Origin of the sequence: Streptomyces sp. NPDC059534, assembly GCF_042743475.1 — a bacterium.
Lineage (GTDB): Bacteria > Actinomycetota > Actinomycetes > Streptomycetales > Streptomycetaceae > Streptomyces.
The window spans coordinates 42,776-67,075 of record NZ_JBHWAQ010000016.1 but is presented as its reverse complement, the minus strand read 5'-3'; the positions used below and the strand labels follow the sequence as shown (position 1 = coordinate 67,075).

Annotated in this window: 20 protein-coding genes; 11 read left to right on the top strand and 9 right to left on the bottom strand. The window is 73.0% G+C overall.

The window, feature by feature from the left end; translation table 11 throughout:
* The first annotated feature begins 54 nt into the window (after window positions 1–54).
* Both ACFVZH_RS20070 and dgoD read left to right on the top strand, forming a co-directional pair.
* Window positions 55–807, top strand: a complete 753-nt coding sequence (locus tag ACFVZH_RS20070; RefSeq protein WP_384898710.1) for an SDR family NAD(P)-dependent oxidoreductase — start codon at window positions 55–57, stop codon at window positions 805–807.
* Window positions 804–1,949 carry a galactonate dehydratase gene (gene dgoD, locus ACFVZH_RS20065; RefSeq protein WP_384898709.1) on the top strand — a complete coding sequence of 382 codons (1,146 nt, stop codon included), beginning with the start codon at window positions 804–806 and terminating at the stop codon, window positions 1,947–1,949. Before ACFVZH_RS20070 ends, dgoD begins: the two co-directional genes overlap by 4 nt.
* A gap of 80 nt (window positions 1,950–2,029) precedes the next feature.
* Here the strand turns inward: dgoD and ACFVZH_RS20060 are convergent, their stop codons facing one another.
* Together ACFVZH_RS20060 and ACFVZH_RS20055 are read right to left on the bottom strand one after the other, a co-directional pair.
* Window positions 2,030–3,607, bottom strand: coding sequence for an arabinogalactan endo-beta-1,4-galactanase (locus ACFVZH_RS20060; protein WP_384898708.1), 1,578 nt, complete (start codon window positions 3,605–3,607; stop codon window positions 2,030–2,032).
* 192 nt (window positions 3,608–3,799) lie between these two features.
* Window positions 3,800–5,824, bottom strand: coding sequence for a beta-galactosidase (locus ACFVZH_RS20055; RefSeq protein ID WP_384898707.1), 2,025 nt, complete (start codon window positions 5,822–5,824; stop codon window positions 3,800–3,802).
* A gap of 209 nt (window positions 5,825–6,033) precedes the next feature.
* On the opposite strand from ACFVZH_RS20055, the gene ACFVZH_RS20050 reads away from it, so the two are divergent.
* From ACFVZH_RS20050 to ACFVZH_RS20035, 4 genes are read left to right on the top strand one after another with little or no spacing between them, the layout of a single operon-like run.
* Window positions 6,034–7,347 carry an ABC transporter substrate-binding protein gene (locus ACFVZH_RS20050; protein WP_384898706.1) on the top strand — a complete coding sequence of 438 codons (1,314 nt, stop codon included), beginning with the start codon at window positions 6,034–6,036 and terminating at the stop codon, window positions 7,345–7,347.
* A complete protein-coding gene (locus ACFVZH_RS20045; RefSeq protein WP_384898705.1) occupies window positions 7,344–8,276 on the top strand; it encodes a carbohydrate ABC transporter permease in 933 nt (310 codons plus the stop codon). Before ACFVZH_RS20050 ends, ACFVZH_RS20045 begins: the two co-directional genes overlap by 4 nt.
* Window positions 8,273–9,211, top strand: a complete 939-nt coding sequence (locus tag ACFVZH_RS20040) for a carbohydrate ABC transporter permease (RefSeq protein ID WP_384898704.1) — start codon at window positions 8,273–8,275, stop codon at window positions 9,209–9,211. The genes ACFVZH_RS20045 and ACFVZH_RS20040 overlap by 4 nt, the downstream gene beginning before the upstream one ends.
* A gap of 29 nt (window positions 9,212–9,240) precedes the next feature.
* Window positions 9,241–10,266: a LacI family DNA-binding transcriptional regulator gene (locus ACFVZH_RS20035; RefSeq protein ID WP_384898703.1), complete on the top strand. Its 1,026-nt coding sequence runs from the start codon at window positions 9,241–9,243 to the stop codon at window positions 10,264–10,266.
* Between the two features lie 118 nt (window positions 10,267–10,384).
* On the opposite strand, the gene ACFVZH_RS20030 is transcribed toward ACFVZH_RS20035, so the two are convergent.
* The 6 genes from ACFVZH_RS20030 to rhaI are packed head-to-tail and all read right to left on the bottom strand — an operon-like array spanning window position 10,385 to window position 17,959.
* Window positions 10,385–11,032 (bottom strand): lactate utilization protein C, encoded by a 648-nt coding sequence (locus tag ACFVZH_RS20030; RefSeq protein ID WP_384898702.1) that lies wholly within the window; start codon window positions 11,030–11,032, stop codon window positions 10,385–10,387.
* Window positions 11,029–12,489 carry a LutB/LldF family L-lactate oxidation iron-sulfur protein gene (locus ACFVZH_RS20025; RefSeq protein ID WP_384898701.1) on the bottom strand — a complete coding sequence of 487 codons (1,461 nt, stop codon included), beginning with the start codon at window positions 12,487–12,489 and terminating at the stop codon, window positions 11,029–11,031. The genes ACFVZH_RS20030 and ACFVZH_RS20025 overlap by 4 nt, the downstream gene beginning before the upstream one ends.
* On the bottom strand, window positions 12,486–13,202 hold the full coding sequence (locus tag ACFVZH_RS20020; RefSeq protein WP_384898700.1) for a (Fe-S)-binding protein: 717 nt from the start codon (window positions 13,200–13,202) through the stop codon (window positions 12,486–12,488). The genes ACFVZH_RS20025 and ACFVZH_RS20020 overlap by 4 nt, the downstream gene beginning before the upstream one ends.
* Window positions 13,202–14,692, bottom strand: a complete 1,491-nt coding sequence (locus ACFVZH_RS20015) for a rhamnulokinase family protein (protein ID WP_384898699.1) — start codon at window positions 14,690–14,692, stop codon at window positions 13,202–13,204. Before ACFVZH_RS20015 ends, ACFVZH_RS20020 begins: the two co-directional genes overlap by 1 nt.
* Window positions 14,689–16,743: a bifunctional aldolase/short-chain dehydrogenase gene (locus ACFVZH_RS20010; protein ID WP_384898698.1), complete on the bottom strand. Its 2,055-nt coding sequence runs from the start codon at window positions 16,741–16,743 to the stop codon at window positions 14,689–14,691. Before ACFVZH_RS20010 ends, ACFVZH_RS20015 begins: the two co-directional genes overlap by 4 nt.
* Window positions 16,744–16,792: 49 nt before the next feature.
* Complete coding sequence (rhaI, locus tag ACFVZH_RS20005; RefSeq protein WP_384898697.1) at window positions 16,793–17,959, bottom strand: L-rhamnose isomerase; 1,167 nt, start codon at window positions 17,957–17,959, stop codon at window positions 16,793–16,795.
* A 160-nt stretch (window positions 17,960–18,119) separates the two neighbouring features.
* On the opposite strand from rhaI, the gene ACFVZH_RS20000 reads away from it, so the two are divergent.
* On the top strand, window positions 18,120–18,440 hold the full coding sequence (locus tag ACFVZH_RS20000; RefSeq protein WP_384898696.1) for an L-rhamnose mutarotase: 321 nt from the start codon (window positions 18,120–18,122) through the stop codon (window positions 18,438–18,440).
* Window positions 18,441–18,603: 163 nt separating this feature from the next.
* The gene (locus tag ACFVZH_RS19995) at window positions 18,604–19,698 is read left to right on the top strand and encodes a LacI family DNA-binding transcriptional regulator (protein WP_384898695.1); all 1,095 of its coding nucleotides are present in this window, start codon (window positions 18,604–18,606) and stop codon (window positions 19,696–19,698) included.
* 37 nt (window positions 19,699–19,735) lie between these two features.
* Here ACFVZH_RS19995 and xylA read toward each other — a convergent pair whose 3' ends face one another.
* Window positions 19,736–20,905, bottom strand: coding sequence for a xylose isomerase (gene xylA / locus ACFVZH_RS19990; protein ID WP_384898694.1), 1,170 nt, complete (start codon window positions 20,903–20,905; stop codon window positions 19,736–19,738).
* Between the two features lie 104 nt (window positions 20,906–21,009).
* Here xylA and ACFVZH_RS19985 point away from each other — a divergent pair, with 104 nt between their 5' ends.
* The 3 genes from ACFVZH_RS19985 (at window position 21,010) to ACFVZH_RS19975 (ending at window position 24,275) form a co-directional block, all read left to right on the top strand.
* The gene (locus tag ACFVZH_RS19985; protein WP_384898693.1) at window positions 21,010–22,617 is read left to right on the top strand and encodes an FGGY family carbohydrate kinase; all 1,608 of its coding nucleotides are present in this window, start codon (window positions 21,010–21,012) and stop codon (window positions 22,615–22,617) included.
* 65 nt (window positions 22,618–22,682) lie between these two features.
* Window positions 22,683–22,913, top strand: coding sequence for a hypothetical protein (locus ACFVZH_RS19980; protein ID WP_384898692.1), 231 nt, complete (start codon window positions 22,683–22,685; stop codon window positions 22,911–22,913).
* 111 nt (window positions 22,914–23,024) lie between these two features.
* A complete protein-coding gene (locus tag ACFVZH_RS19975) occupies window positions 23,025–24,275 on the top strand; it encodes a serine hydrolase domain-containing protein (RefSeq protein ID WP_384898691.1) in 1,251 nt (416 codons plus the stop codon).
* The last annotated feature ends 25 nt before the right edge of the window (window positions 24,276–24,300 follow it).

Genomic DNA, 24,300 nt, shown 5'->3' with positions numbered 1-24,300 from the left:
CCGTCGCAGCCGGCCGCTCCCTCCTTCCGCACCAGCACACAGGAACCCGTACCCATGAACCGTTTCTCCGGAAAGACAGCCGTCGTCACCGGCGCGGCCTCCGGCATCGGGGCGGCCAGCGCCGCCCGGCTCGCCGCCGAGGGCGCCGCGGTGGTCGTCTCCGACATCGCCGACGAGGCCGGTGAGGCCGTCGCCGCGGCGATCCGCGCCGACGGGGGCCGAGCGGCGTACGTACGCTGCGACGTCTCCTCCGAGGACGACTGGACCGCCCTGCGCGAGGAGGCGCACGCCCGCTTCGGCCCGGTCGCCGTCCTGCACAGCAACGCCTTCGTCCACACAGCGGGCGCCGCCCACGAACTCCCCGTCGCCCTCTGGGACCGGGAGATGGCCGTCAACCTGCGGGCGCTGTACCTGGCCGTCCGTACCTTCCTCGACGACCTGCGCGGCGAACGCGGCAGCCTCGTCGCCACCTCCAGCGTGCACGCCGACTTCGGTCTGCCCGGCTATCCCGCGTACGCCGCGGCGAAGGGCGGCATGTGCGCCCTCGTCCGCCAGTTCGCCGTCGAGTACGGCCCCGAGGTGCGCTTCAACTCCGTCCTGCCGGGCCCGATCCTCACCGACGTGTGGAACGACGTCGACGAGGAGGGCCGGCGGCTCTCCGCCGAGGCGACCGCGCTCGCCCGGCTCGGCCGCCCCGAGGAGGTGGCCTCCGCCGTCGCCTTCCTGGCCTCCGCCGACGCCGCCTACATCACCGGAACCAACCTGGTCGTCGACGGCGGCTGGACCGTGAAGAAGGACTCCAAGTGAAGATCACCTCCCTGCGCACCCACCTCGTCGCCCCCCGCTGGTGCTTCCTGCGCGTCGACACCGACGAAGGCATCACCGGCTGGGGCGAGCCGGTCGTCGAGGGCCGCGCCCACACCGTCGCCGCGGCCGTCGAGGAGCTCTCCGACTACCTGATCGGCCGGGACCCGATGAAGATCGAGGACCACTGGCAGGTCCTGACCAAGGGCGGGTTCTACCGCGGCGGTCCGGTCCTCTCCAGCGCCGTCGCCGGCATCGACCAGGCCCTGTGGGACATCACCGGCAAGGCCCTCGGCGTCCCGGTCTGGCAGCTGCTCGGCGGCAGCGTCCGCGACCGCGCGCGGGTGTACAGCTGGATCGGCGGCGACCGGCCCGACGAGGTCGCCTCGGAGGCCCTGGCGCGGAAGAACGAGGGCTTCACGGCGATCAAGATGAACGCCTCGGCGCAGCTGCGGCTCATCGACACCCCGGCGGCCGTCCACGGCATCGTCGACCGCGTCGCCTCGATCCGGGAGGCCGTCGGCGACGACTTCGACATCGCGATCGACTTCCACGGTCGGCTCACCGCGCCGATGGCCCGGCGGGTCCTGCCGCTCCTGGAGCCGTACCTGCCGTTCTTCGTGGAGGAACCGGTCGTCCCGGAGATGAGCGACCACATCGGCGACATCGTGCGCTCCACCTCCATTCCGATCGCGACGGGCGAACGGCTCTACTCCCGCTGGGACTTCAAGAGGGTCCTCGACCAGGGCATCGCGGTCGCCCAGCCGGACCTCTCGCACGCGGGCGGCATCTCGGAGGTGCGCCGGATCGCCGCGATGGCGGAGGCGTACGACGTCTCCCTCGCCCCGCACTGCCCGCTGGGGCCGATCGCCCTCGCCTCCTGTCTCCAGGTCGGTTTCGCCGCGCCGAACCTGCTGATCCAGGAGCAGAGCCTCGGCATCCACTACAACACCGGCTCCGACCTGCTCGACTACCTCGTCGACCCCTCGGTCTTCCGGTACGAGGACGGGCACGTGGGCCTGCCCACCGGCCCGGGGCTCGGCATCGAGGTCGACGAGAAGGCGGTCGAGCGGGCGGCCGAGGTCGGGCACCGCTGGCGCAACCCGGCCTGGCGACGGGACGACGGCTCGCTCGCGGAGTGGTAGTCGGGACGTGCGGAAGGGGCGGGCTCGTTCACGAGCCCGCCCCTCTTCGTGCGCGTGCGGTCGGCGGTGGGTGCGTGCGGTCAGCGGTGGGCGAGCCAGGCCGCCGCCGGGAGCAGCTTGCCGTCGTAGTCGAACAGCGCCTGGTTCTCCCAGCCGTTGCCCGAGGAGGCGTCGGCCGGGTCCCAGCCGTTGCCCGTCACGGCCGTCCACGCCGGCTCCCAGTAGACGACGCCGAGACCGCGGCCGTTCGGCACCGCCTCGACGACGTTCATGACGTCCCGCAGCCAGGCCGACTGGCCGGCGCTGCTCGCCGGGTAGCCGCTGATCAGCTCGGAGGGGAGGTCGATGATGTTCTCGTGGGCGTCCTCGCTGTCGAGACGGAACGGGTACGCGGTCTCGGCGACCATCACCTTCTTGCCGTAACGGGCCGATATGTCGTCCAGGTTGGTCTGGAGCGAGGACAGGGCGCCGTGCCAGTAGCCGTAGAAGGAGAGCGCGATGACGTCGTAACCGACGCCCTGCGCGGTCGCGTTGTCGAACCAGGCGCGGTACAGGGCGTTGTCGCCGCCGTGGGCGAGGTGCAGCGCGATCTGCGTGCTCGACGAGACGGCCTTGGCGGCCGAGATGCCGGAGTTCAGCAGCCCGGCGAGCTGGGGCCAGTTGCTCGTGGAGCCCTCGGGCCACAGCATGCCGGTGTTGATCTCGTTGCCGATCTGCACCATGTCGGCCGTGGTGCCCTGCGCCTTGAGGGCGTTGAGGACGTCGTACGTGTGGTCGTAGACGTCGGTCCTGAGCCGGCTGTACGAGTGGCCGGCCCAGGCGGTGGGCTTGGTCTGGGCGCCGGGGTCGGCCCAGATGTCGGAGTAGTGGAAGTCGACGAGGAGCTTCATGCCCTGCGCCTTGATCTTCTTCGCGGTGGCGAGGACGCGGGCCTTGTCGTTGTAGCCGTCGGCCGGGTTCACCCACACCTTGAGGCGGCCGTAGTTGGCGCCCGCGTTCCTGAGCAGGGCGACCGCGTCACCGGTGGTGCCGGAGCTCGACTTGTAGGTCCCGCCGAGGTCCTCGCTCTTCTTGAGCGCGGAGAGGTCGACGCCCTTGACGGCGAGCCCCGTCGTGCCGGAGGTGAACGTCAGGTCGTCGACGTTGAGCCAGTTCCCCGCGTTGGCGTCGGAGTTGACGCTGACGGTGCAGGCGCCGCCCGTCACCGTGACGGGGGTGACGATCCGTATCCAGCCCGAGGTGACCGGCAGGTCGGTGCGCTGCTCGGCGGAGCCGCAGTTGCGCAGGGCCAGGTAGGCGGAGTTCTGGCCGCCGCCGGAGCGGACCCAGGCGCTCAGCGTGTACGTGCCGTCGGCGAGCCCGGACAGGTACTGGTACGTCTCGACCTTGTACGCGGTGGACGCCCAGTGGCTGAGGCGGTAGCTGCCGCCGTGGCCGCCGGCCTCGGTGAAGGAGGCGGCGTTCTGGCCGGCGGCGGAGTAGGTGGACCAGCCGGCCGGGGTGGCGGTGCCGGTGGCGTCGCTCTCGAACCCGGCGTTGGTGAGCGTGGCGGCGGCCTCGGCCCGCTGGGCCGCGGGCAGCGGAGCGAGCAGCAGAGCGGCGAGCGCCGCGGCGACGGCCGCGGCCCGCAGGCGGATGGGGTTTCGTGCGGGGTGCATCGTCGAGTCCCTTCGACGGTGGCCGATGAGGAGGGTGGAGCGGTTGGTTCCTTGCGGGTGGCACGGCTCACCCGGGGGCGGCGCAGCGGGTACTGCCGCCCCCGGGGAGATCGGGGGGTCCGGCCCGAAGGTGGGCGGGGGCCGGGCTCCGGCCGGTCGTGGGGGCGGGCCGGCCGGAGCGGGAGGGCGCGGTCAGGCGTCCAGGCGGACGACGCCGACGGCACCGGCCGGGACGGTGACCTTCCCGTCGACCGGCGTACCGGCGAGGAGCTCCACCCCGGCGCCGTCGAGCGGCACCACGGCGTCCTCGTCGGAGTGGTTCAGCGCGAACAGGTACCGCGTCCCGTCCTCGCCGGCGCGGTGCACGACCTCCACGTCACGCGGGAGCGTGGTGCGCGCGGCGACACCGGCGTCCTCGCAGGCGGCGGCGACGATCGCGTCGAGCGAGGCCGCGTCCAGGCGGGTGGAGACGTACCAGGCGGTGCCCCGGCCGAGCCGGTGCCGGGTGACCGCGGGGCCGCCGGCGGCCGGCCCGTCGGCGTACGTCCACAGGGTCTCGGCCCCGCTCGGCCGGACGAACTCCGTCCACACGTCACCGGTGAGCGTGGCGCCGTCCGGCCCGGAGACCGTCACGCGTTGGTCGTCCAGGAGCGGCGACCACTCCTCCACGGTGAGGCCGAGGACGTCCCGCAGCGCGCCCGGGTAGGGGCCGGGGTGCACGGCGTCGTGCTCGTCGACGATGCCGGAGAAGTACGAGACGACGAGCGTGCCGCCGTTCTCGACGTACTCGCGCAGGTTCCGCCCGGCCGCCTCGGTGGTGAGGTAGAGCGCGGGGACCACGACCAGCGGGTAGGCGGAGAGGTCGGCCTCGGGGTGGGCGAAGTCGACGGTGAGGTGCCGGTCGTAGAGGGTCTCGTAGAAGCTGTCGGCGCGCTCGCGGGCGTCGTGGGCCGCGTGGGGCCGCCACTCCAGGTTCTGCGCCCACCAGGAGTGCCAGTCCCACAGCATGGCGACGTCCGGGACGGTCCGGGTGCCGCGCACCTCGGCCAGCGTGTCCAGGCCGGCCCCGAGGGCGACGACCTCGCGCCAGATCCGGGTGTCGGTGCTGCCGTGCGGGACCATCGCGGAGTGGAACTTCTCGGCGCCGCGCCGGGACTGGCGCCACTGGAAGAACATGGCGCCCTCGGAGCCGCGGGCGACGTGGGCGAGGGAGTTGCGGGCCATCTCGCCGGGGCGCTTGGCCGGGTTGCGGGCCTGCCAGTTCACCCCGGACGTGGAGTGCTCCAGGAGCAGCCAGGGCGCGCCGCCGGCGACGGAGCGGGTGAGGTCGGCGGCCATGGCCAGGTTGACGTGGGTCCGGCGGCCGTCGGTGATCAGGTAGTGGTCGTTGGTGACGAGGTCGACCTCGCGGCCCCAGGCCCAGTAGTCGATGGAGTCGCACTGGCTGAGCGCGGTCATGAAGTTGGTGGTGACGGGGACGCCGGGCGCGAGCGCGTGCAGGATGTCCCGTTCCGCTCGGAAGTTCTCCCGGATGGTGGCGTCGGCGAAGCGGCGGTAGTCGAGCTGCTGGGCCGGGTTGCCGACGGTCGGGGTGGTCCGGGGCGGGTCGATCTCGTCGTACGAGGAGTAGCGCTGCCCCCAGAAGGCGGTGCCCCATGCCTCGTTCACCGCCTCCAGGGAGCCGTAGGTGCTCCGGAGCCAGCGGCGGAAGTGGGCGGCGCAGCTGTCGCAGTAGCAGGCGCTGACGGGTACGCCGTACTCGTTGTGGACGTGCCAGAGCGCGAGGGCGGGGTGGCTGCCGTAGCGGCGGGCCAGCGCGGTGGTGATGCCGGCGGCGGCGGCCCGGTAGGCGGTCGAGCTGTGGCAGATCGCCCCGCGTGAGCCGTACGAGAAGCGGACGCCGTCGGCGGTGACGGGCAGCGCCTCGGGGTGGGCGCGGTAGAACCAGGCGGGCGGGGCCACGGTGGGTGTGCCCAGGTCGACCCGGATGCCGTGCTCGTGGAGCAGGTCGAGGAGGCGGTCGAGCCAGCCGAAGTCGTGGCGGCCCGGCTCGGGCTCCAGGAGCGCCCAGGAGAAGATGCCGACACTCACCATGGTGACGCCGGCCTCCCGCATCAGCCGGACGTCCTCCTGCCAGACGCTTTCCGGCCACTGTTCGGGGTTGTAGTCCCCGCCGAACGCGAGCCGGTGCAGGCCCTTGGGAGTGGTCTGCGGCATGAGTCTCTCCTGAAACCTCGGACGATGGAAGCTTTGTTCGTTTGGGAACGTGCACACACTCGATCTCGATGTGGCAACGCAACATAACCGCACACGAACAACCATTGACAAGTGTCTGGAACGTTTCTCTACTGTGAACGCTCACAGATGCATGACCGGCCTCCCCGCCTGAGGGAGAGGCCCCTTTTTCGGTCAGGGAGAAGCACCCCATGCCTCACATCACGCGCCGCAGCCTCGCCGCCGCCACCGCCGTCCTCCTCGGCGCCACCGCGCTCGGCGCCTGTGGATCCTCCGACTCCGGCGACAAGGCCGGTGCCGAGTCCGGCCCCGTCTCGCTCACCTACTGGGCCTGGGCGCCCGGCATGGACAAGGTCGCCGCCCTCTGGAACGCCGAACACCCCGACATCAAGGTCACGGTGCAGAAGCAGGCGTCCGGGGACGACCTGGTCACCAAGATCATCACCGCGACCAAGGCGCACAAGGGACCGGACCTCGTCCAGGCCGAGTACCAGGCCCTGCCGACCCTGGTCAGCAACGACTCCCTCGCCGACATCGCCTCCGAGGTCCCCGGCGTCAAGGACAGGTTCGCTCCCGGGATCTGGCAGCAGACCACCTTCGGCGGCGAGGCCGTCTACGCCCTGCCGCAGGACTCCGGCCCGCTGATGTTCTTCTACCGCGAGGACCTCTTCAAGCAGTACGGCCTCACCGTCCCCACCACCTGGGACGAGTTCGCCGCCACCGCCCGCACCCTCAAGGCGAAGGCCCCCGGAAAGTCCCTGACCACCTTCTCCGCCAACGACGCCGGCCTCTTCGCGGGCCTCTCCCAGCAGGCCGGCGCCAAGTGGTGGACCTTCGAGGGCGACACCTGGAAGGTCGGCGTCGACGACGCCGCCACCAAGAAGGTCACCGACTTCTGGGGCGGCCTGGTCGCCGAAGGCGCCATCGACAACCAGCCCATGTACACCCCCGCCTGGAACAAGGCCATGAACTCCGGCGAGCAGCTCGCCTGGGTCAGCGCCGTCTGGGCCCCCGGCACCCTGACCACCGCCGCCCCCGACGGCAAGGGCAAGTGGGCCATGGCCCCGCTCCCGCAGTGGACCAAGGGCGACGGCGCCACCGGCAGCTGGGGCGGCTCCTCCACCGCCGTCACCTCCGACTCCCAGCACAAGGCGGCCGCCGCGAAGTTCGCCGTCTGGCTGAACACCGACCCGCAGGCCCTCGCCGCCCTCGTCAAGGAGAGCGGCATCTACCCGGCCGCCACCGCCGCCCAGACCAGCGGCGCCCTCGCCAAGGCCCCCGACTACTTCGCCAACCAGCCCGACTTCTACACCCGCGCCGCCGAGATCGCGAAGACCACCGCGCCGGCCGCCTGGGGCCCCAACGTGAACGTCGCCTACACCGCCTTCAAGGACGAGTTCGGCAAGGCCGCCAAGGCCAAGTCCGGCTTCGGCACCGCCCTGTCCGCCGTCCAGAGCACCACCGTGGCGGACCTGCAGAAGCAGGGCTTCGAGGTCGCCAAGTGACGCAGCCCCGCCAGGGCGCGCGCCGGTCGTACGGGGTCAAGGCGGCCCCGTACGGCTTCCTCCTCCCCGCCGCCGTCCTCTTCGCCCTCTTCTTCGCACTGCCCATCGGCTACGCCCTCTGGCTCAGCTTCCACAAGGTCGAGATCAAGGGTCTCGGCCTCGGCAAGGGCGCCCGGAGCGAGGTCTGGGCCGGCCTGGAGAACTACACCTCCGCCCTCACCGACTCCGACTTCCTCCACAGCGCCCTGCGCGTCCTCGGCTACGGCGCCATCGTCGTCCCGGTCATGCTCGGCCTCGCCCTGTTCTTCGCGCTCCTGCTCGACTCCGAGCGCGTCCGGGCCCGTTCCTTCGCCCGGCTCGCGATCTTCCTGCCGTACGCGGTCCCCGGCGTCATCGCCGCCGTCCTCTGGGGCTTCCTGTACCTCCCGGACGTCAGCCCCTTCCACTACCTCCTGGAGAGGTTCGGGCTCCCGCAGCCCGACCTCATGGACGGCGGACCGCTCTACCTGGCGATGTCGAACATCGCCGTCTGGGGCGGCACCGGCTTCAACATGATCGTCATCTACACCGCGCTGCGCTCGCTGCCCGCCGAGGTGTACGAGGCGGCGAAACTGGACGGCTGCTCGGAACTCCAGATCGCCCTGCGCGTCAAGATCCCGATGGTGGCGCCCTCGCTGGTCCTCACCTTCTTCTTCTCGATCATCGCGACCCTCCAGGTCTTCAACGAGCCCACCACGCTCAAGCCGCTCACCAACGGCATCCCGTCCGACTGGAGCCCGCTGATGAAGGTCTACAGCGACGCCTTCACCGGCGGGAACATCTACGCCGCCTCGGCCACCGCCGTGGTGCTCGCCCTCGCCACCTTCGCGCTCTCCTTCGCCCTCCTCCGGGTGTCCAACCGCCGCACCACACAAGGAGCAAGCCGATGACCGGGCTCGCCTCCCAGCCCCTCCGCGCCACGGCCCCGGCCGCCGGCACCACCCCCGGCACCTCCCAGGGCCCTCCCCCTGCCTCCGGCGGGGGGACCCCCCGCCCCCGCCGCACCGCCCTGCTCCCCACGGCCGCCCTCGTCCTCGGCGCGCTGTACTGCCTGCTGCCCGTCGCCTGGGTCGTGGTCGCCGCCACCAAGTCGGGACAGGACCTCTTCTCCACCTTCACGTTCCTGCCCGGCGACGGATTCGCCGACAACGTCTCCGACCTCGACGCCTACCGCGAGGGCATCTACTGGCGCTGGATGGGCAACTCCGTGTTCTACGCGGGCCTCGGCGCCGTCCTCTCCACCGTCGTCTCCGCGTTCGCCGGATACGCCTTCGCGATGTACCGCTTCCGCGGCCGCGAGGCGTTCTTCAACGTGATCCTCACCGGCGTCCTCATGCCGCCCGTCATCCTCGCCATCCCGCAGTACCTGCTGATGGCCGAGGCCGACCTGACGGACACCTACGCGTCGGTCCTGCTGCCGCTGGTCCTCTCCCCGTACGGCGTCTACCTCGGCCGCATCTATGCCGAGGCCGCCGTCCCGACCGAACTGGTCGAGGCCGGGCGGATGGACGGCGCCGGCGAATGGCGGATCTTCCTGAGGATCGCCGTCCCCATGATGTCCCCGGGACTGGTGACGATCTTCCTCTTCCAGTTCGTCGCCATCTGGAACAACTTCCTGCTGCCGTTCATCATGCTCGGCGACGACGAGAAGTTCCCCATGACGGTCGGCCTGTTCACCCTCCTCAAGCAGGGCGCCAGCCAGCCCGCCCTCTACACCCTCGTCATCACCGGAGCCCTCCTCGCCATCGTCCCCCTCATCGCCCTCTTCCTCGTCATCCAGCGCTTCTGGAGCCTCGATCTGCTCTCCGGCGCCGTAAAGTCCTGACCACAGGGGATCGAGGGGAAAGACACAGCATGAGCACAGCAGCGGGAAGGCGCCGACCGGCGACCATCCACGACGTGGCCCGCGAGGCCGGAGTCTCGCGCGGCACCGTCTCCCGTGTCCTCAACGGCGGCCACTACGTCAGCCCGACCGCCAAGGCGGCCGTCGACGCGGCGATCCGAAGAACGGGATACGTCGTCAACCGGCACGCCCGCTCGCTGATCACCGGCAAGTCCGACTCGGTCGCCTTCCTCCTGACCGAGCCGCAGGAGCGCTTCTTCGAGGACCCCAACTTCAACGTCCTCCTCCGCGCCTGCACCCAGGCGCTCGCCGCCCAGGACATCCCGCTCCTCCTGATGATCGCGGGAACCGAGGACGAACGCCGCCGCAACCTCCGCTATATCGAGGCCGGCCATGTCGACGGCGTCCTCCTCGTCTCCAGCCACTCCGGCGACCCCGTGGTGGCGAGGCTGCACGAGGCCGGGGTCCCCGTCGTCGCCTGCGGCAAGCCGCTCGGCCAGACCGCCAAGATCGGCTACGTCGCCGCCGACGACCGCGACGGCGCCCGCGACATGGTCCGCCACCTGTACGCCTCCGGGCGGCGCCGGATCGCCACCGTCACCGGACCGCTCGACACCCCCGGCGGCGTCGAGCGACTCGCCGGCTACCGCGAGACGCTCGCCGAGTTCGGGCTGCCGGCCGACGAGACGCTCGTCGCCACCGGCGACTACAGCCGCGCCAGCGGCGAGGACGCGGCCCGCGTCCTGCTGGAGCGCGCCCCGGACGTCGACGCCGTCTTCGTCGCCTCCGACCTGATGGCGGCGGGCGTCCTCGACGCGCTCGCCCGGGCCGGCCGCAGGGTCCCGGAGGACATCGCCGTCGGCGGCTTCGACGACTCCCCGGCGGCCCTCTCCTCCCGGCCCTCGCTCACCACCATCCGCCAGCCGTGGGACCGGATCAGCACCGAGATGGTCCGGACGCTGCTGGCCCGGATAGCGGGTGAGGAACCGGCGGCGGTCATCCTCCCCACGGAACTCGTCCGCCGCGAATCGGCGTAGCGCACCGGCGTCTCGGACCGGCGGATCGGACCGGCGTCTCGGATCGGCGTGGCGCACAGGGCGCCTCGGACCGGCGCGGTGAACGGCCGGGCTCCTTCGGGGGCCCGGCCGTTCGGCGTCAGCCGCCGGTCACCAGGATCACCTCCAGGGTCCGCGGCCCGTGGACGCCCTCCACCCGGTCGAGTTCGATGTCGCTCGTCGCGGACGGACCGGAGATCCAGGTCAGCGGACGCGCCGGATCGAGCCGGGGGAGCGCCTGCGGGACCGAGGCCACCACCTGCTCGGGGGCCCGCACCACGCACACGTGCAGATCGGGGACGAGCGTGAGGGCACGCCGGCCCTGGCCCGGGCCGCCGTCGAGGACGATCGTGCCGGTCTCGGCGACCGCCAGCGCGCACCCCGTCACCACCGCGTCGGTGGCGTCGAGCCGGTACGGGGTCAGCGGCGGCTCGTCGGTCCGCCGCTCGGCACCGGTGGCGGCGAGCCAGCCGGCGGGCAGTCCGGGCGGGACGACGACGCTGCGGGCGCCGCGCTCCGCGAGCAGCCGGGCGATCAGCCCGGCGATCCCGTCCGGCGCGGTGCGGTGGACGTGGGCGCGGTAGTCGGCGAGGTTCTCGTGGAGCAGGTCGAGGACGGCGGCCGGGTCGTCCGGGGCGTGGCTGGTGCGGTAGTCCCTGGTCACCTCGGGCGCCTCCGGCGCGTCGGCGACGGCGGCGCGGACCCGGGCGAGGATCCGGGCGCGGGAGTCTGCGGTCTCGGGCGTCATGTCCGGTTCTTCCTCCACCAGTCGCGGAACGGTTCGGCGGGCACTTCGGGCAGGTCACGGTGGTCCGACCACTGCCGGGCGCCCGGTCCCGGCAGCCGTTTCGGGTGCAGCGCGCGGGTCGCGGAGGCGAGCCGCTCGGCGGCGGCCAGCGCGTTCGGACGGTCGAGCAGCCACGAGGACGCCTTGACGGCGGCCTTCTCCAGGCGGTGCCCCCTGCCGCCTTCCGCGGCGACCCGTTCGCGCAGGTGCACCAGGACCTCCGGGATGTCGATCGCGACCGGGCACACCTCGTAGCACGCGCCGCAGAGCGAGGAGGCGTAGGGCAGCGAGGCGTCGATCTCGCTCGCCGTGCCCCGCAACTGCGGCGTGAGGATCGCGCCGATCGGACCGGGGTAGACGGAGCCGTACGCGTGCCCGCCCGCCCGCTCGTACACCGGGCACACGTTGAGGCAGGCCGAGCAGCGGATGCACCGCAGCGCCTGCCGCCCCACCTCGTCGGCGAGGGCGTCGGTACGGCCGTTGTCGAGGAGGACCAGATGGAAGGTCCGCGGCCCGTCCCCGTCGCCGGTCCCCGTCCACATCGAGGTGTACGGGTTCATCCGCTCGGCCGTCGACGAGCGGGGCAGCGTCTGGAGGAACACCTCCAGGTCGCGCCAGGTCGGCACCACCTTCTCGATGCCGACGACGGAGATGAGGGTCTCGGGCAGTGTCAGGCACATCCGGCCGTTGCCCTCGGACTCGACGACGACGAGGGTGCCGGTCTCGGCGACCATGAAGTTCGCCCCGGAGATCCCGACCCTGGCCCGCAGGAACTTCTCCCGCAGGTGCAGCCGGGCCGCCTCCGCCAGTTCGGCCGGCGTGTCGCCGAGACCCTCCGGCGCCGGCCTTCCCCAACCGGCCATCCTCTCGCGGAAGATGTCCCGGATCTCGCCCCGGTTGCGGTGGATCGCGGGCACCAGGATGTGCGAGGGGCGGTCGTCACCGAGCTGCACGATCAGCTCCGCGAGATCCGTCTCGTACGCGGCGATCCCCTCGGCCTCCAGGGCCTCGTTGAGCCCGATCTCCTGCGTGGCCATCGACTTGACCTTGACGACCTCCGTCTCGCCCGTCGCCTTCACCAGGTCCGTGACGATCCTGTTGGCCTCGTCCGCGTCGGCGGCCCAGTGCACCGTGCCGCCGGCGGCCGTCACCGCCTCCTCCAACCGGACGAGATACGTGTCCAGGTGACGGAGCGTCCGGTCCTTGATCTCCTTCCCGGCCCGACGCAGCGCGTCCCAGTCGTCCAGCTCGGCCACCGCCCGCGCCCGCTTGTCCCGGATCGTGTGCGTGGCGTGCCGGAGGTTGCCCCGCAGCCGCTCGTCGCGGACGGCGTCGCGCGCCGCCTCCGGGAACGCCGGCATGCCCAGGAACGCCCGCCCGTCACCGGACGCGGACGCGCGTCCTCGCCTGTCGCTCATCCCCAGGGCTCCTCTTCCGTGCTCGCCAGGATCTCCGCCAGGTGCAGTGCCCGCAGCGGCGCCGCCTGCCGCCGCAGCATCCCGCCCACGTGCAGCAGGCAGGAGTTGTCCGCGCCGCACAGCACCTCGGCGCCGGTGGACAGCGCGTTCGCGATCTTGTCGGCCCCCATGGCCGCCGACACGTCCGGGTTCTTCACCGCGAAGGTGCCGCCGAAGCCGCAGCACTCCTCGGCACCCGGCAGCTCCACGAGCTCCAGGCCCTTCACCGCCTCGAGCAGCCGCCGGGGCCGCTCCCCGAGCCCGAGCATCCGCAGCCCGTGACAGGACGGGTGGTACGTCACCCGGTGCGGGAAGTACGCCCCCACGTCCGTCACCCCCAGCACGTCCACCAGGAACTCCGTCAGCTCGTACGTACGCGGGGCCAGGCCCGCCGCCTCCGCGCCGAACCCCGGATAGTGGTGGCGCACCATCGCCGCGCACGAACCGGACGGGGTGACCACGTGGTCGTACCCCTCGAAGGCCCGGACCGTGCGCCGCACCAGCGGAGCGGTCTGAGCGCGGTAGCCGGTGTTGTACTGCGGCTGCCCGCAGCAGGTCTGCGCGGCGGGGAAGTCGACCTCCACGCCCAGCCGTTCGAGCAGCCGGACGGTGGCCACCCCCGTCGCAGGGAAGACGGCGTCGTTGACGCAGGTGACGAAGAGGGCGACGCGCATCACGGGTTCCTCGGGGACGGTTCGAGCCGGGCGGCGGCCGCGTCCCAGGCGGCACGGCCGGCAGGGTCATTCTGCGGCATGTGGTGTCGCAGGGCCTGGGTACGCGCCACCAGCGCGCGCATCGAGGCCAGGTCGCCGACGAGGCCCGCGGCCCGCGCCTGGACGAGGACGTTGCCGAGGGCGGTGGCCTCGGCCGGGCCGGCGACCACGGGCAGCCCGGTGGCGTCCGCGGTCAGCCGGCAGAGCAGTTCGTTCCGGGCGCCGCCGCCCACCAGATGGATCCGCGCGATCTCGCGCCCCGCCAGCCCGGCGGCCAGCCGCAGCGTGCGCCGGTGGGCGAGGGCCAGGCTCTCCAGGACACAGCGGACCACTGCGCCCGGGTCCTCCGGGGCGGGCTGCCCGGTGCGGCGGCAGTACGCCCGGATCCGCTCCGGGACGTCGCCGGGGGCGAGGAACTCCGGTGCGTCCGGGTCGACGACCGCCGCGAACGGCTCCGCGCGCGCCGCCCGCGCCAGCAGCGGGCCCAGCTCGGCCGGCTCGCCCCGCGCGGCCCACACGCGACGGCACTCCTCCAGGAGCCACAGCCCCATGGTGTTGCGCAGATAGCGCACGGTGCCGTCGATCCCGCGCTCGTTCGTGAAGCCGGCCGCCCGGGACTCCTCGGTGAGCACCGGCGCGTCCAGCTCCAGACCGGCGAGCGACCACGTGCCGCAGGAGATGTAGGCCGAGTCCGGCGCCGTCGCCGGGACGGCGACGACGGCCGACGCGGTGTCGTGCGAGGCGACCGCCGTCACCGGCGTCCCGGCCGACAGACCGGTGGACTCCACGACGTACGGCAGGAGTTCGCCCAGCCGATCGCCGGGGGAGCGCAGCGGCGGCAGCAGACCGGCGTCGATGCCGAGCCGGCCGAGCAGCTCCGCGGACCAGCCGCCCGCGCGGACGTCGAAGAGCCCCGTCGTGGAGGCGTTCGTCTCCTCGGCGCCGACCGCCCCGGTCAGCCAGTGCACCATCAGGTCCGGCATGAGCAACAGCCGCCCCGCCGCCGCCAGTCGGGCGCTCCCGGCGGCCGAGGCGAGCTGGAAGACGGTGGTGAAGGGAAGGTGCTGGAGCCCGGTGATCCGGTACAGCTCCGTCGGGCCGGCCTTCGCCCACACGGCCTCCGCGGCGTGCTCCGTACGCGGGTCGCGGTAGTGGTGGGGCGGTCCGAGCAGCACCCCGTCCGCGTCGAGCAGCCCGTAGTCCACCGCCCAGGTGTCCACGCCGACGGAGGCGACGCCGCCCGCGCGGGCCGCCGCGCGCAGCCCGTCCAGGACGCCCCCGAAGAGGCCGAGGGCGTCCCAGTGCAGTCCGGACGGGAGCGGGACCGGGGTGTTGGGGAACCGGTGGGCCTCGGTGAGGCCGAGGCGTCCGTTCCCGACCCGGCCCAGCATCACCCGCCCGCTGGTGGCGCCGAGGTCCACCGCGGCGAAGACGTCCGAGGGGCGGCTCATCGGAGGAAGGCCGCGGCCACGCCCGCGTCCACCGGCACGTGCAGTCCGGTGGTGTGGCTCAGGTCGCCGCCGGTCAGCGCGAACACGGCGTTCGCCACGTGCTCGGGCAGCACCTCCCGCTTCAGCAGCGTCCGGCCCGCGTAGAACGCGCCGAGCTCCTCCTCCGCGATGCCGTAGGTGGCGGCCCGCTGGGCGCCCCAGCCGGCCGAGAAGATGCCCGAGCCGCGCACCACACCGTCCGGGTTCACCCCGTTGACGCGGATGCCGTGCTCGCCCAACTCGGCTGCCAACAGTCGGACTTGATGGGCCTGGTCGGCCTTGGTCGCGGAGTAGGCGATGTTGTTCGGGCCGGCGAAGACCGCGTTCTTGGAGGCGATGTACACGAGGTCGCCGCCCAGCGCCTGGGCGGTCATGATCCGGGCGGCCTCCCGGGAGACCAGGAACGAGCCCCGGGCCATGACGGCGTGCTGGACGTCCCAGTCCCGGGCCGTGGTGTCGAGCAGCGGCTTGGAGATGGAGATGCCCGCGTTGTTGACGACCAGGTCGACCCCGCCGAACGCGAGCACCGCCGACCGGAACGCGGCGGCGATCTCCTCCTCCGACGTGACGTCCACGGCGACGGCCACCGCCCGGTCGGGGCCGCCGAGTTCCTCGGCGACCGCCGCGGCGCTCTCCGCGTTCAGATCGGCGACCACCACACAGGCGCCCTCGGCGACGAGCCGGTGCGCGATGGCCCGGCCGATGCCGCTGCCCGCGCCCGTCACGAGCGCGACCCGGGTCGCCAGCGGCCGGGGCTTCGGCATCCGCCGCAGCTTGGCCTCCTCCAGGTCCCAGTACTCGATGCGGAACTTCTCCGACTCCTCGATCGGCGCGTACGAGGACACCGCCTCCGCGCCCCGCATGACGTTGATCGCGTTGACGTAGAACTCGCCGGCCACCCGTGCGGTCTGCTTGTCGCGGCCGAAGGAGAACATGCCCACGCCGGGCACGAGCACGATCGCCGGGTCCGCGCCCCGCATCGCGGGGGAGTCCTCGCCGGCGTGCCGCGCGTAGTAGGCCGCGTACTCCTCGCGGTACGCGGCGTGCAGCTCCCGCAGCCGGGCGACGGCCTCCGCGAGCGGTACGTCGGCCGGCAGGTCCAGGACGAGCGGCCGGACCTTGGTCCGCAGGAAGTGGTCCGGGCACGAGGTGCCGAGGGCGGCGAGCCTCGGGTGCTCCGCGCGGGCCAGGAAGTCGAGCACCGCCTCGGAGTCGGTGAAGTGGCCGACCTGCGGGTGGTCCTGGGAGGCGAGCCCCCGCACGTACGGGGCGAGCGCGGCGGCCCGCTCCCGCCGCTCGGCCGGGGGCAGCGCCGCGTACCCCTCGACGACCGGCCCGAAGGGCTCCGGGCGGCCCCGCTCGGCGAGGAACGCCTCGGCGGTCCGGATGACGAGGAGCGCGTTGCGCTCGCACTCCTCCGAGGTCGCGCCCCAGGCCGTGATGCCGTGACCGCCGAGGACGCAGCCGATCGCCCGCGGGTCGGCCTCCTTCACGGCGGCGATGTCCAGGCCCAGCTGGAAGCCGGGGCGGCGCCACGGCACCCACGCCACCGCGTCGCCGAAGCACTCCCGCGTCAGCTTCTCGCCGTCGGCGGCGCAGGCGAGGGCGATCCCCGCGTCCGGGTGGAGGTGGTCGACGTGGTCCGCGTCCACCAGGCCGTGCATGGCGGTGTCGATGGACGGGGCCGCGCCCCCCTTGCCGTACAGGCAGTGGTCGAAGGCGGCGACCATCTCGTCCTCGCGCTCGACACCCGGGTAGACGTCGGCGAGGGCGCGCAACCGGTCGAGGCGCAGCACCGCGAGCCCGTCCTCGGTGAGGGTGCCCAGGTCGCCGCCGGAGCCCTTCACCCACATCAGGGTGGTCTCCCCGCCGGTGACGGGGTCGGTGACCGTGCCCTTGGCGGAGGCGTTGCCGCCCGCGTAGTTGGTGGTGCGGGGATCGGAGCCGAGCCGGTGCGCGCGGGCCAGGAGGGCGAGGACCTCGGGGGGCGAGGTGGGGCGGGTGGTGGTCATGTCTGTCGGGTTCCTTACGGGGTGGGGGCGACGGGGCGGGGGACCGGGGCTAGGCGCCCCAGCCGGCCTGGCTGCCGCCGGCGCGTTCGGCGGCGATCCGCTCCTGCCGGCCGGAGCGGAGGTAGGCGGCGACCGGGTCCGGGTCGAGGCCCCGCTCCTCGCGCAGCGCGCGCAGCAGGGGCCGTACGTCGGTGTCGTACGCGTCCATGAGGACGGCGTTGGCGGCCAGCACGTCCCCGTCCCGCTGGGCGGCGGCGAGGGCGTCGGCGTCGACGAGCAGCGCCTTGGCGGTGGCCTCCTGGACGTTGCCCACCGAGCGGATCACCGCGGGGACCTTCGCCTCGATGTTGTGGCACTGGTCGAGCATGAAGGCGATGCCCGCCGCGGGCTCCAGGCCGCCGTTGCGGACGACCTCGTGCATGATTCGGAAGAGCTGGAAGGGGTCGGCGGCGCCGGCCATCAGGTCGTCGTCGGCGTAGAAGCGCGAGTTGAAGTCGAAGCCGCCGAGCCGTCCCTCCCGGAGCAGCAGGGCGACGATGAACTCGATGTTGGTGCCCGGGGCGTGGTGGCCGGTGTCCACGACGACCCGGGCCTTCGGGCCGAGCTTGAGGCAGTGGGCGTAGGCCGTGCCCCAGTCCGGGACGTCGGTGGTGTAGAAGGCGGGCTCGAAGAGCTTGTACTCCAGCAGCATCCGCTGGTCGTCGCCGAGCCGCGCGTACACCTCGGCGAGGGACTCCGCGAGTCGCTCCTGGCGGGCGGTGACGTCGTCCTGCCCGGGGTAGTTGGTGCCGTCCGCGAACCACAGCTTCAGATCGGCCGAGCCGGTCGCGTCCATGATGTCGACGCAGTCCAGCAGGTGCCGTACGGCCTTTCTGCGTACGGCCGGGTCCGGATGGCAGACGCTCCCCAGCCTGTAGGCGTCGTCCTGGAAGGTGTTCGAGTTGATCGCGCCCAGCTCGACGCCGCGCTCCTTCGCGTACGCGGCGAGGGCGGCGTAGTCGTCGACGCGGTCCCACGGGATGTGCAGGGACACCCGGGGGGCGACGCCGGTGTACGCGTGGACCTGGGCGGCGTCGTCGAGCTTCTCGTACGGGTCGCGGGGCACGCCCTGCTGCGCGAACACCTTGAACCGGGTCCCGGAGTTGCCGTAGCCCCAGGACGGCGTTTCGATCCGCTGGGCGGCGAGTGCGGCCTTCACGGCAGCGATGTCGGGCATGTCCACCTCGGAACCTTGAAATGAATCGATTCAGTACGGGGGGAAGCTAGCCATCACGGGTGGTGCAGTCAAGGCTCTTGACCGTACGAGGACTCACGCCCTAGCGTCCTGACCCACGGAAATGAAACATTTCAGTCGCAGGGGAGAGCGGAGGGCACACGTGCAGCGGGTCTGCTTCCTGCTGAAGGTCAGGGCCGGCCGGGTCGACGAGTACCGCGCCCGCCACGCCGACGTCTGGGCCGACATGCTCACGGCGCTCACCGCCGCCGGCTGGCACAACTACTCCCTCTTCCTGCGCGAGGACGGGCTGCTCGTCGGCTACCTGGAGACCCCGGACTTCGACCGGGCCCGCGCCGCGATGGAGGCCGCCGAGGTCAACGCCCGGTGGCAGGCCGAGATGGCGGAGTTCTTCGAGGAGCTCGACGGGGCGGCGCCCGACGCCGCGATGCGCCCGCTCACCGAGGTCTTCCATCTCGCCTGAGGGGGCCTCGTGCGAGGGGCCTGGTGCGAGGGGCCTCGTGCGAGGAGGTCTCGCACGAGGGGTCTCGTGTGAGGGGGCGGACCGGTGCGGCCGCTTAGGATGAAACGCGGGGCGGGACCCGCCCGGACGGGGCGGCAGGGGCAGGACGGACCAGGTGGGACGGATGACGGACACCGCGCGGACGACCGGGAACGGCGGGAGCACCGGACACGGCGGCGGGAGCCTCGTGCACGGCGGCGGCGCCGGGAGCGTCGGCATCAAGGACGTGGCGCGCGAGGCGGGGGTCTCCGTCGGCACCGTGTCCAACGTGATCAACCAGCCGGACCGGGTCTCGCCCGCGACGCTCCAGCACGTGCGCGGCGTCATCGCCCGCCTCGGCTACGTGCGCAGCGAGTCCGCCCGTCAGCTCCGGGCCGGCCGCAGCCGCATCATGGCGCTGCTCGTCCTCGACATGGGCAACCCCTTCTTCGTCGACATCGCCCGCGGCGCCGAGCGCACCGCCCGCGCCGCCGGCCTGGGCGTCATGGTCTGCAACAGCGACCAGGACGCCGGGAACGAGGCCGACTACCTCTCGCTCTTCGCCGAACAGCGCGTCCGGGGCGTCCTCGTCACACCCGCCGACCCCAGCGGGGCGAACCTGCGCGACTTCCGCCGCCACGGCATCCCGGCCGTGCTCGTCGACCGTGTGGCGGGCGACGGCGCCGGTTGCTCCGTCTCCGTCGACGACGTCGTCGGAGGGTCCCTCGCGATCCGCCATCTGACCGCCACGGGCCACCGCTCCTTCGCCTACGTCAGCGGACCGTCCCACCTCCAGCAGGTCCGCGACCGGCGCGAGGGCGCCCTTCTCGCGCTCGCCGAGGCCGGACTGCCCGCCGCGGCGCTCCAGGAGATCCCGGCCGACCGCCTCGACGTGGCCTCGGGCCGCGACGCGGGCTCCCGGCTGCTCGGCCTCCCCCACCGCCCGACCGCCGTCTTCTGCGCCAACGACCTGCTGGCCCTCGGCGTGCTCCAGTCGCTGTACGCGGCGGGCGTCCGCGTCCCGGAGGACATGGCCATCGTGGGCTACGACGACATCGAGTTCGCGGCGGCCGCGACCGTCCCCCTGACGTCCGTACGGCAGCCGGCCCTGACGCTCGGGGCCAGGGCCGCCGCACTGCTCCTGGAGGAGACCGGCGACGGGGCGGCCGACCACCGGCACGAGCACGTGGTGCTCCAGCCGGAACTGGTCGTCCGGCGCTCGACGCTCGCCGGGCGCTGACCCCGCCCCGTACGCGGCCACCCGCTCCGCGGAGTCCTCAGCGGACGCCGAGCAGGTGCTCCAGGGCCAGCTGGTCGAGGCGCTCGAACGCCATCGAGCGCGCCGCGGCCGCCTCGGGGTCGAACGTCTCGTACGCCGTCGGGTCGGCGAGCAGCCCCGCGAGGCCGTCGGCGGCCGTGGGCACGGCGAGCTCCGGCAGCCGGGAGGCGGCGAGCGCGTCCCGGACGTCGGCGTCGGCGCGGAAGGCGGCCGCGCGCTCCTTGAGGATCAGGTAGTTCCGCATGCAGTTCCGCGCGGACTCCCACACCCCGTCGAAGCCGTCCGTGCGCACCGGCTTGAAGTCGAAGTGGCGCGGCCCCTCGTACCCGGCCGTCTCCAGCAGGTCCACCAGCCAGAACGCCTGCCGCAGATCGCCCGCGCCGAATCGGAGGTCCTGGTCGTACTTGATGCCCGACTGGCCGTTGAGGTCGATGTGGAAGAGCTTCCCCGCCCACAGGGCCTGCGCGATGCCGTGCGGGAAGTTGAGGCCGGCCATCTGCTCGTGCCCGGTCTCCGGGTTCACGCCCACGAGCTCGGGGCGCTCCAGCCGCTCGATGAACGCGAGCGCGTGCCCGATGGTGGGCAGCAGGATGTCGCCGCGCGGCTCGTTCGGCTTGGGCTCGATCGCGAAGCGCAGGTCGTAGCCCTGCTCGGTGACGTACTGGCCGAGCAGGTCGAAAGCCTCCTTCATCCGGTCCAGCGCGACCCGGACGTCCTTCGCCGCGCCGGACTCGGCACCCTCCCGGCCGCCCCACGCGACGTAGACGCCGGCGCCCAGCTCGACGGCCAGGTCGATGTTGCGCAGGGTCTTGCGCAGGGCGAAGCGGCGCACGTCCCGGTCGTTGGCGGTGAACGCGCCGTCCTTGAAGACGGGGTGGGTGAAGAGGTTCGTCGTGGCCATCGGCACCGCGAGCCCGGTGCGGTCCAGGGCGGCCCGGAAGCGCTTCACGGCGGTGTCGCGTTCGGTCTCCGACGCGCCGAAGGGGATCAGGTCGTCGTCGTGGAAGGTGATGCCGTACGCGCCGAGCCCGGCGAGCCGCTCCACCGCCTCGACGGGGTCGAGGGCGGGGCGGGTGGCGTCGCCGAAGGGGTCACGGCCCTGCCAGCCGACCGTCCACAGGCCGAAGGTGAAACGGTCCTCGGGGGTGGGGGAGAAGCGCTCCGTCATGGTGTCTCCTTGCTACTGGCCACGGGATTTGTTTTCTGAGATAACTAATACGGTACGGGGGCGCTCGGCGCCAGACCCGACGACCGGAGAGAAGAGGTGAGGGCGTGCCCACGAGGCGCTCCGTCGTGATCGGCGTGGACAGCTCCACGCAGTCCACCAAGGCCGTCGCCGTCGACACGGACACCGGCCGGGTCCTCGCCGTGGGCCGCGCTCCGCACACCGTCACCGGCACCGGAGGCGCCCGCGAGACCGACCCCGAGGAGTGGTGGACCGCCCTGTGCGCGGCCGTCCGCACGGCCGTCCGCGAGTCGGGCGTCCCGCCCACCGCCGTCACCGGCATCGCCGTCGCCGGCCAACAGCACGGCCTCGTCGCCCTCGGCCCCGACCACCGCCCCCTGCGCCCCGCCCTGCTCTGGAACGACACCCGCTCCGCCCCCCAGGCCGCCGCCCTCACCACCGCCCTCGGTGGCCCCCGCTCCTGGCTCGCACGCACCGGCTCCGTCCCCGTCGCCTCCATGACCGCCGCCAAATGGCAGTGGTTCCGCGACCACGAGCCCCACCACGCCGACGCCACCACCGGCATCCGCCTCCCCCACGACCACCTCACCGAGCGCCTCACCGGCATCGCCGTCACCGACCCGGGCGACGCCTCGGGCACCTGCTGGTACGCGACCGGACGGGCCGGGGCGGGCGCCGGCGGCCCGCGCGGGGCGGGTGTGACGGGAGCCAACGGCCCGGGCGCAGCCGGCGTCGACGGCTCGGGCTTGGCGGGTGCCTACGGCCCGGGCCCTGCGGGTGCCTACGACCCGGACGTGCTCGACCTCATCGGTCTCGATCCGGCGCTGCTGCCGGTGGTCGCCCCCTCCGGGGCCACGCGCGTGGGTACGCTCACGGCGGCCGCCGCCGAGGCGCTCGGTCTGCCGCGTACCGTCGTCGTGGCCGCCGGAACCGGTGACAACATGGCCGCCGCCGTCGGCCTGGGCCTCGGCGGCGCCGGCCTGCTCGACCACCCGGTGGTGAGCCTCGGCACGTCCGGCACGGTGTTCGCCGCGACCCGGACCCGGCCCGCCGACGCCGGGCTGGCCGGCTTCGCCGCCACCGACGGCACCTACCTCCCGCTCGGCTGCACGCTCAACTGCACCCTCGCGGTGGACCGGTTCGCCACGCTGCTCGGCCTCGACCGGGAGGACGCGCGCCCCGGTGGGGGCGTCGTCGTCCTGCCGTATCTCGACGGCGAACGCACGCCCGACCTGCCGCACGCCGCCGGGCTCGTCACCGGTCTCCGCCACGGCACCGACCCCCGGGCGGTCCTCGGCGCGGCCTACGAGGGCGCGGTGTTCACGGTGCTGCGCGCCCTGGACGGACTGCTCGCCGCATGCGGCCTCGACCCGGCCGATCCGGCCGTACGGGACCGGCCCCTGCGCCTGATCGGCGGCGGCGCGCGCGGCCGGGCCTGGACCGAGACGGTCCGCCGCTTCTCCGGACGCCCGTTGGTCGTCCCCGCCGCCGGCGAACTCGTCGCCCTCGGCGCCGCCGCCCTCGCCGGCGCCGCCGTGACCGGCGCCGACCCCGTCGCCCTGGCCACCGCCTGGGGCACCGGCGCCGGCGAGGTCCTGCCGGCCGTCGCCCGCGACGACGCCGCCTGGCACCGCATCGCCGAGGTCCTCGCCGCCGCCGGACCGACCCTCCTCGGCGGCCCGGCCCCGGCGTGACGCGTTTCCCCTGGTACCGCTCCGGCGCGCGCACTACCCTGACGAAAACGACGGGGGAGACACAAGTGACCGCTCTGCTGATCCTGTTCGGGGTGCTCGTCGGCTTCGGCGCCCTGCTCATCACCACCCTGCTGCGCCGCGGCAGCAGCCGCACCGAAACGGCCGACGGCCTGCTCCAGGAGCAGCAGGCCCTCCGCCAGGCCCACCACGACCGCGTCTCGTTCAACGCCGCCGCCGTACACAACTCCGTACCCACCGCGAGCGACACCTACAGCCGCCGCCAGGGCCGCCCCTAGCGGGCCCTGGTAGTCCGAACGCCGCTGTCGGCCTGCCCCACACGGGCGGGTCTCGGGGCGTTCGCGGAGTGTTCGGCCGGAGGGGCGTGCTGTTGCGGAGATAGTGCGGCCATGACACGCACCTCCCTCCGTACGCGATCACGGGCCCGTAGGGGCACCCGCAGGGCGCTTCTGTGCGCCGCGCTGCTCGCGCTCACGGCTCAGACCACCGCTGTCGCACCGGCTCTCGCGGAAGGGCCGGGCGGCCATGGCGGGCGGGACTGCACGCGGACCGAGCGGCCGCTCGACGGCAAGGCCCGCCGGGTCCTGGAGATCACCCGGAAGGCCAAGAAGGACCTGCGGCTGAAGTCCGTGGAGCTGCGGGTGACGGTGGACGGCCGGGAGGTCGTCACGGACGCGCTCGGCGAGTCCATGACCGGCGTGCCGGCCGAGCCGGACATGAACTTCCGGGCCGGCTCCGTGGCCTTCGCCCACATCGGTACGGCCCTGCTTCAGCTGGTCCAGGAGCGGAAGGTCAGCCTCGACGACACCGTGGAGCGCTGGCTGCCCGACCTGCCCAAGGCCGACAAGATCACGCTGCGGATGCTGGCGACCAACACCACCGGCCTCCACGACTACGTCACCGACCCGGACTTCCTGGCCGAGCTGGTGGCCCACCCGTTCCGCGCGTGGACCCCGAAGGAGCTGGTCGCGTACCCGCTGCGCCACTCCTTCTGGTACGAGCCGGGCACCAGCTGGAGCTACTCGCACGCCAACTACGTGCTCCTGATCGCCGTCCTGGAGAAGATCACCGGCGTGCGGATCGACGAGTTCCTCAAGGAGCGGGTCTCGGGACCGCTGGGGCTGCGCCACACGCAGAACAACTTCACCCCCGACATCCCCCGCCCGGTCCTGCACGCGTTCACCTCCGACCGCGGGTTCTACGAGGAGTCCACCTTCTGGAACCCGTCGTGGACCACCGCGCCGGGCGCGGTCATCACCACCGACGTCTGCGACCTCGCCCGCTCCGCCGAGGGCATCGGCAGCGGCGAACTCCTCTCGCACCGCGCCTACCGCACCCTGCTGAACCCGGGCACGGTCGGCCTCGGCGGCGGCACCCGCACCTGCCCCGCCTCGATCTGCCTGAAGCAGACCCCGGCCAAGCACTTCGGCCTCGGCGTCATCGTCGTGAACGGCTGGGTGCTCCAGAACCCGTCCTTCTCGGGGTACGCGGCGATCCAGGCGTACCTGCCGTCGGACCGCCTCGCCATCGCGGTCTCGACCACGAAGACGGCGACGACGCCCGACGGGAACACGGCCGAGGTCGTCGCCCAGCGCATCGCGGCCGAACTCGCCCCCGGCGTCCCGCTGTCGATCGTCTGACGGCAGCCCGGGCCCGCGCGCCGAG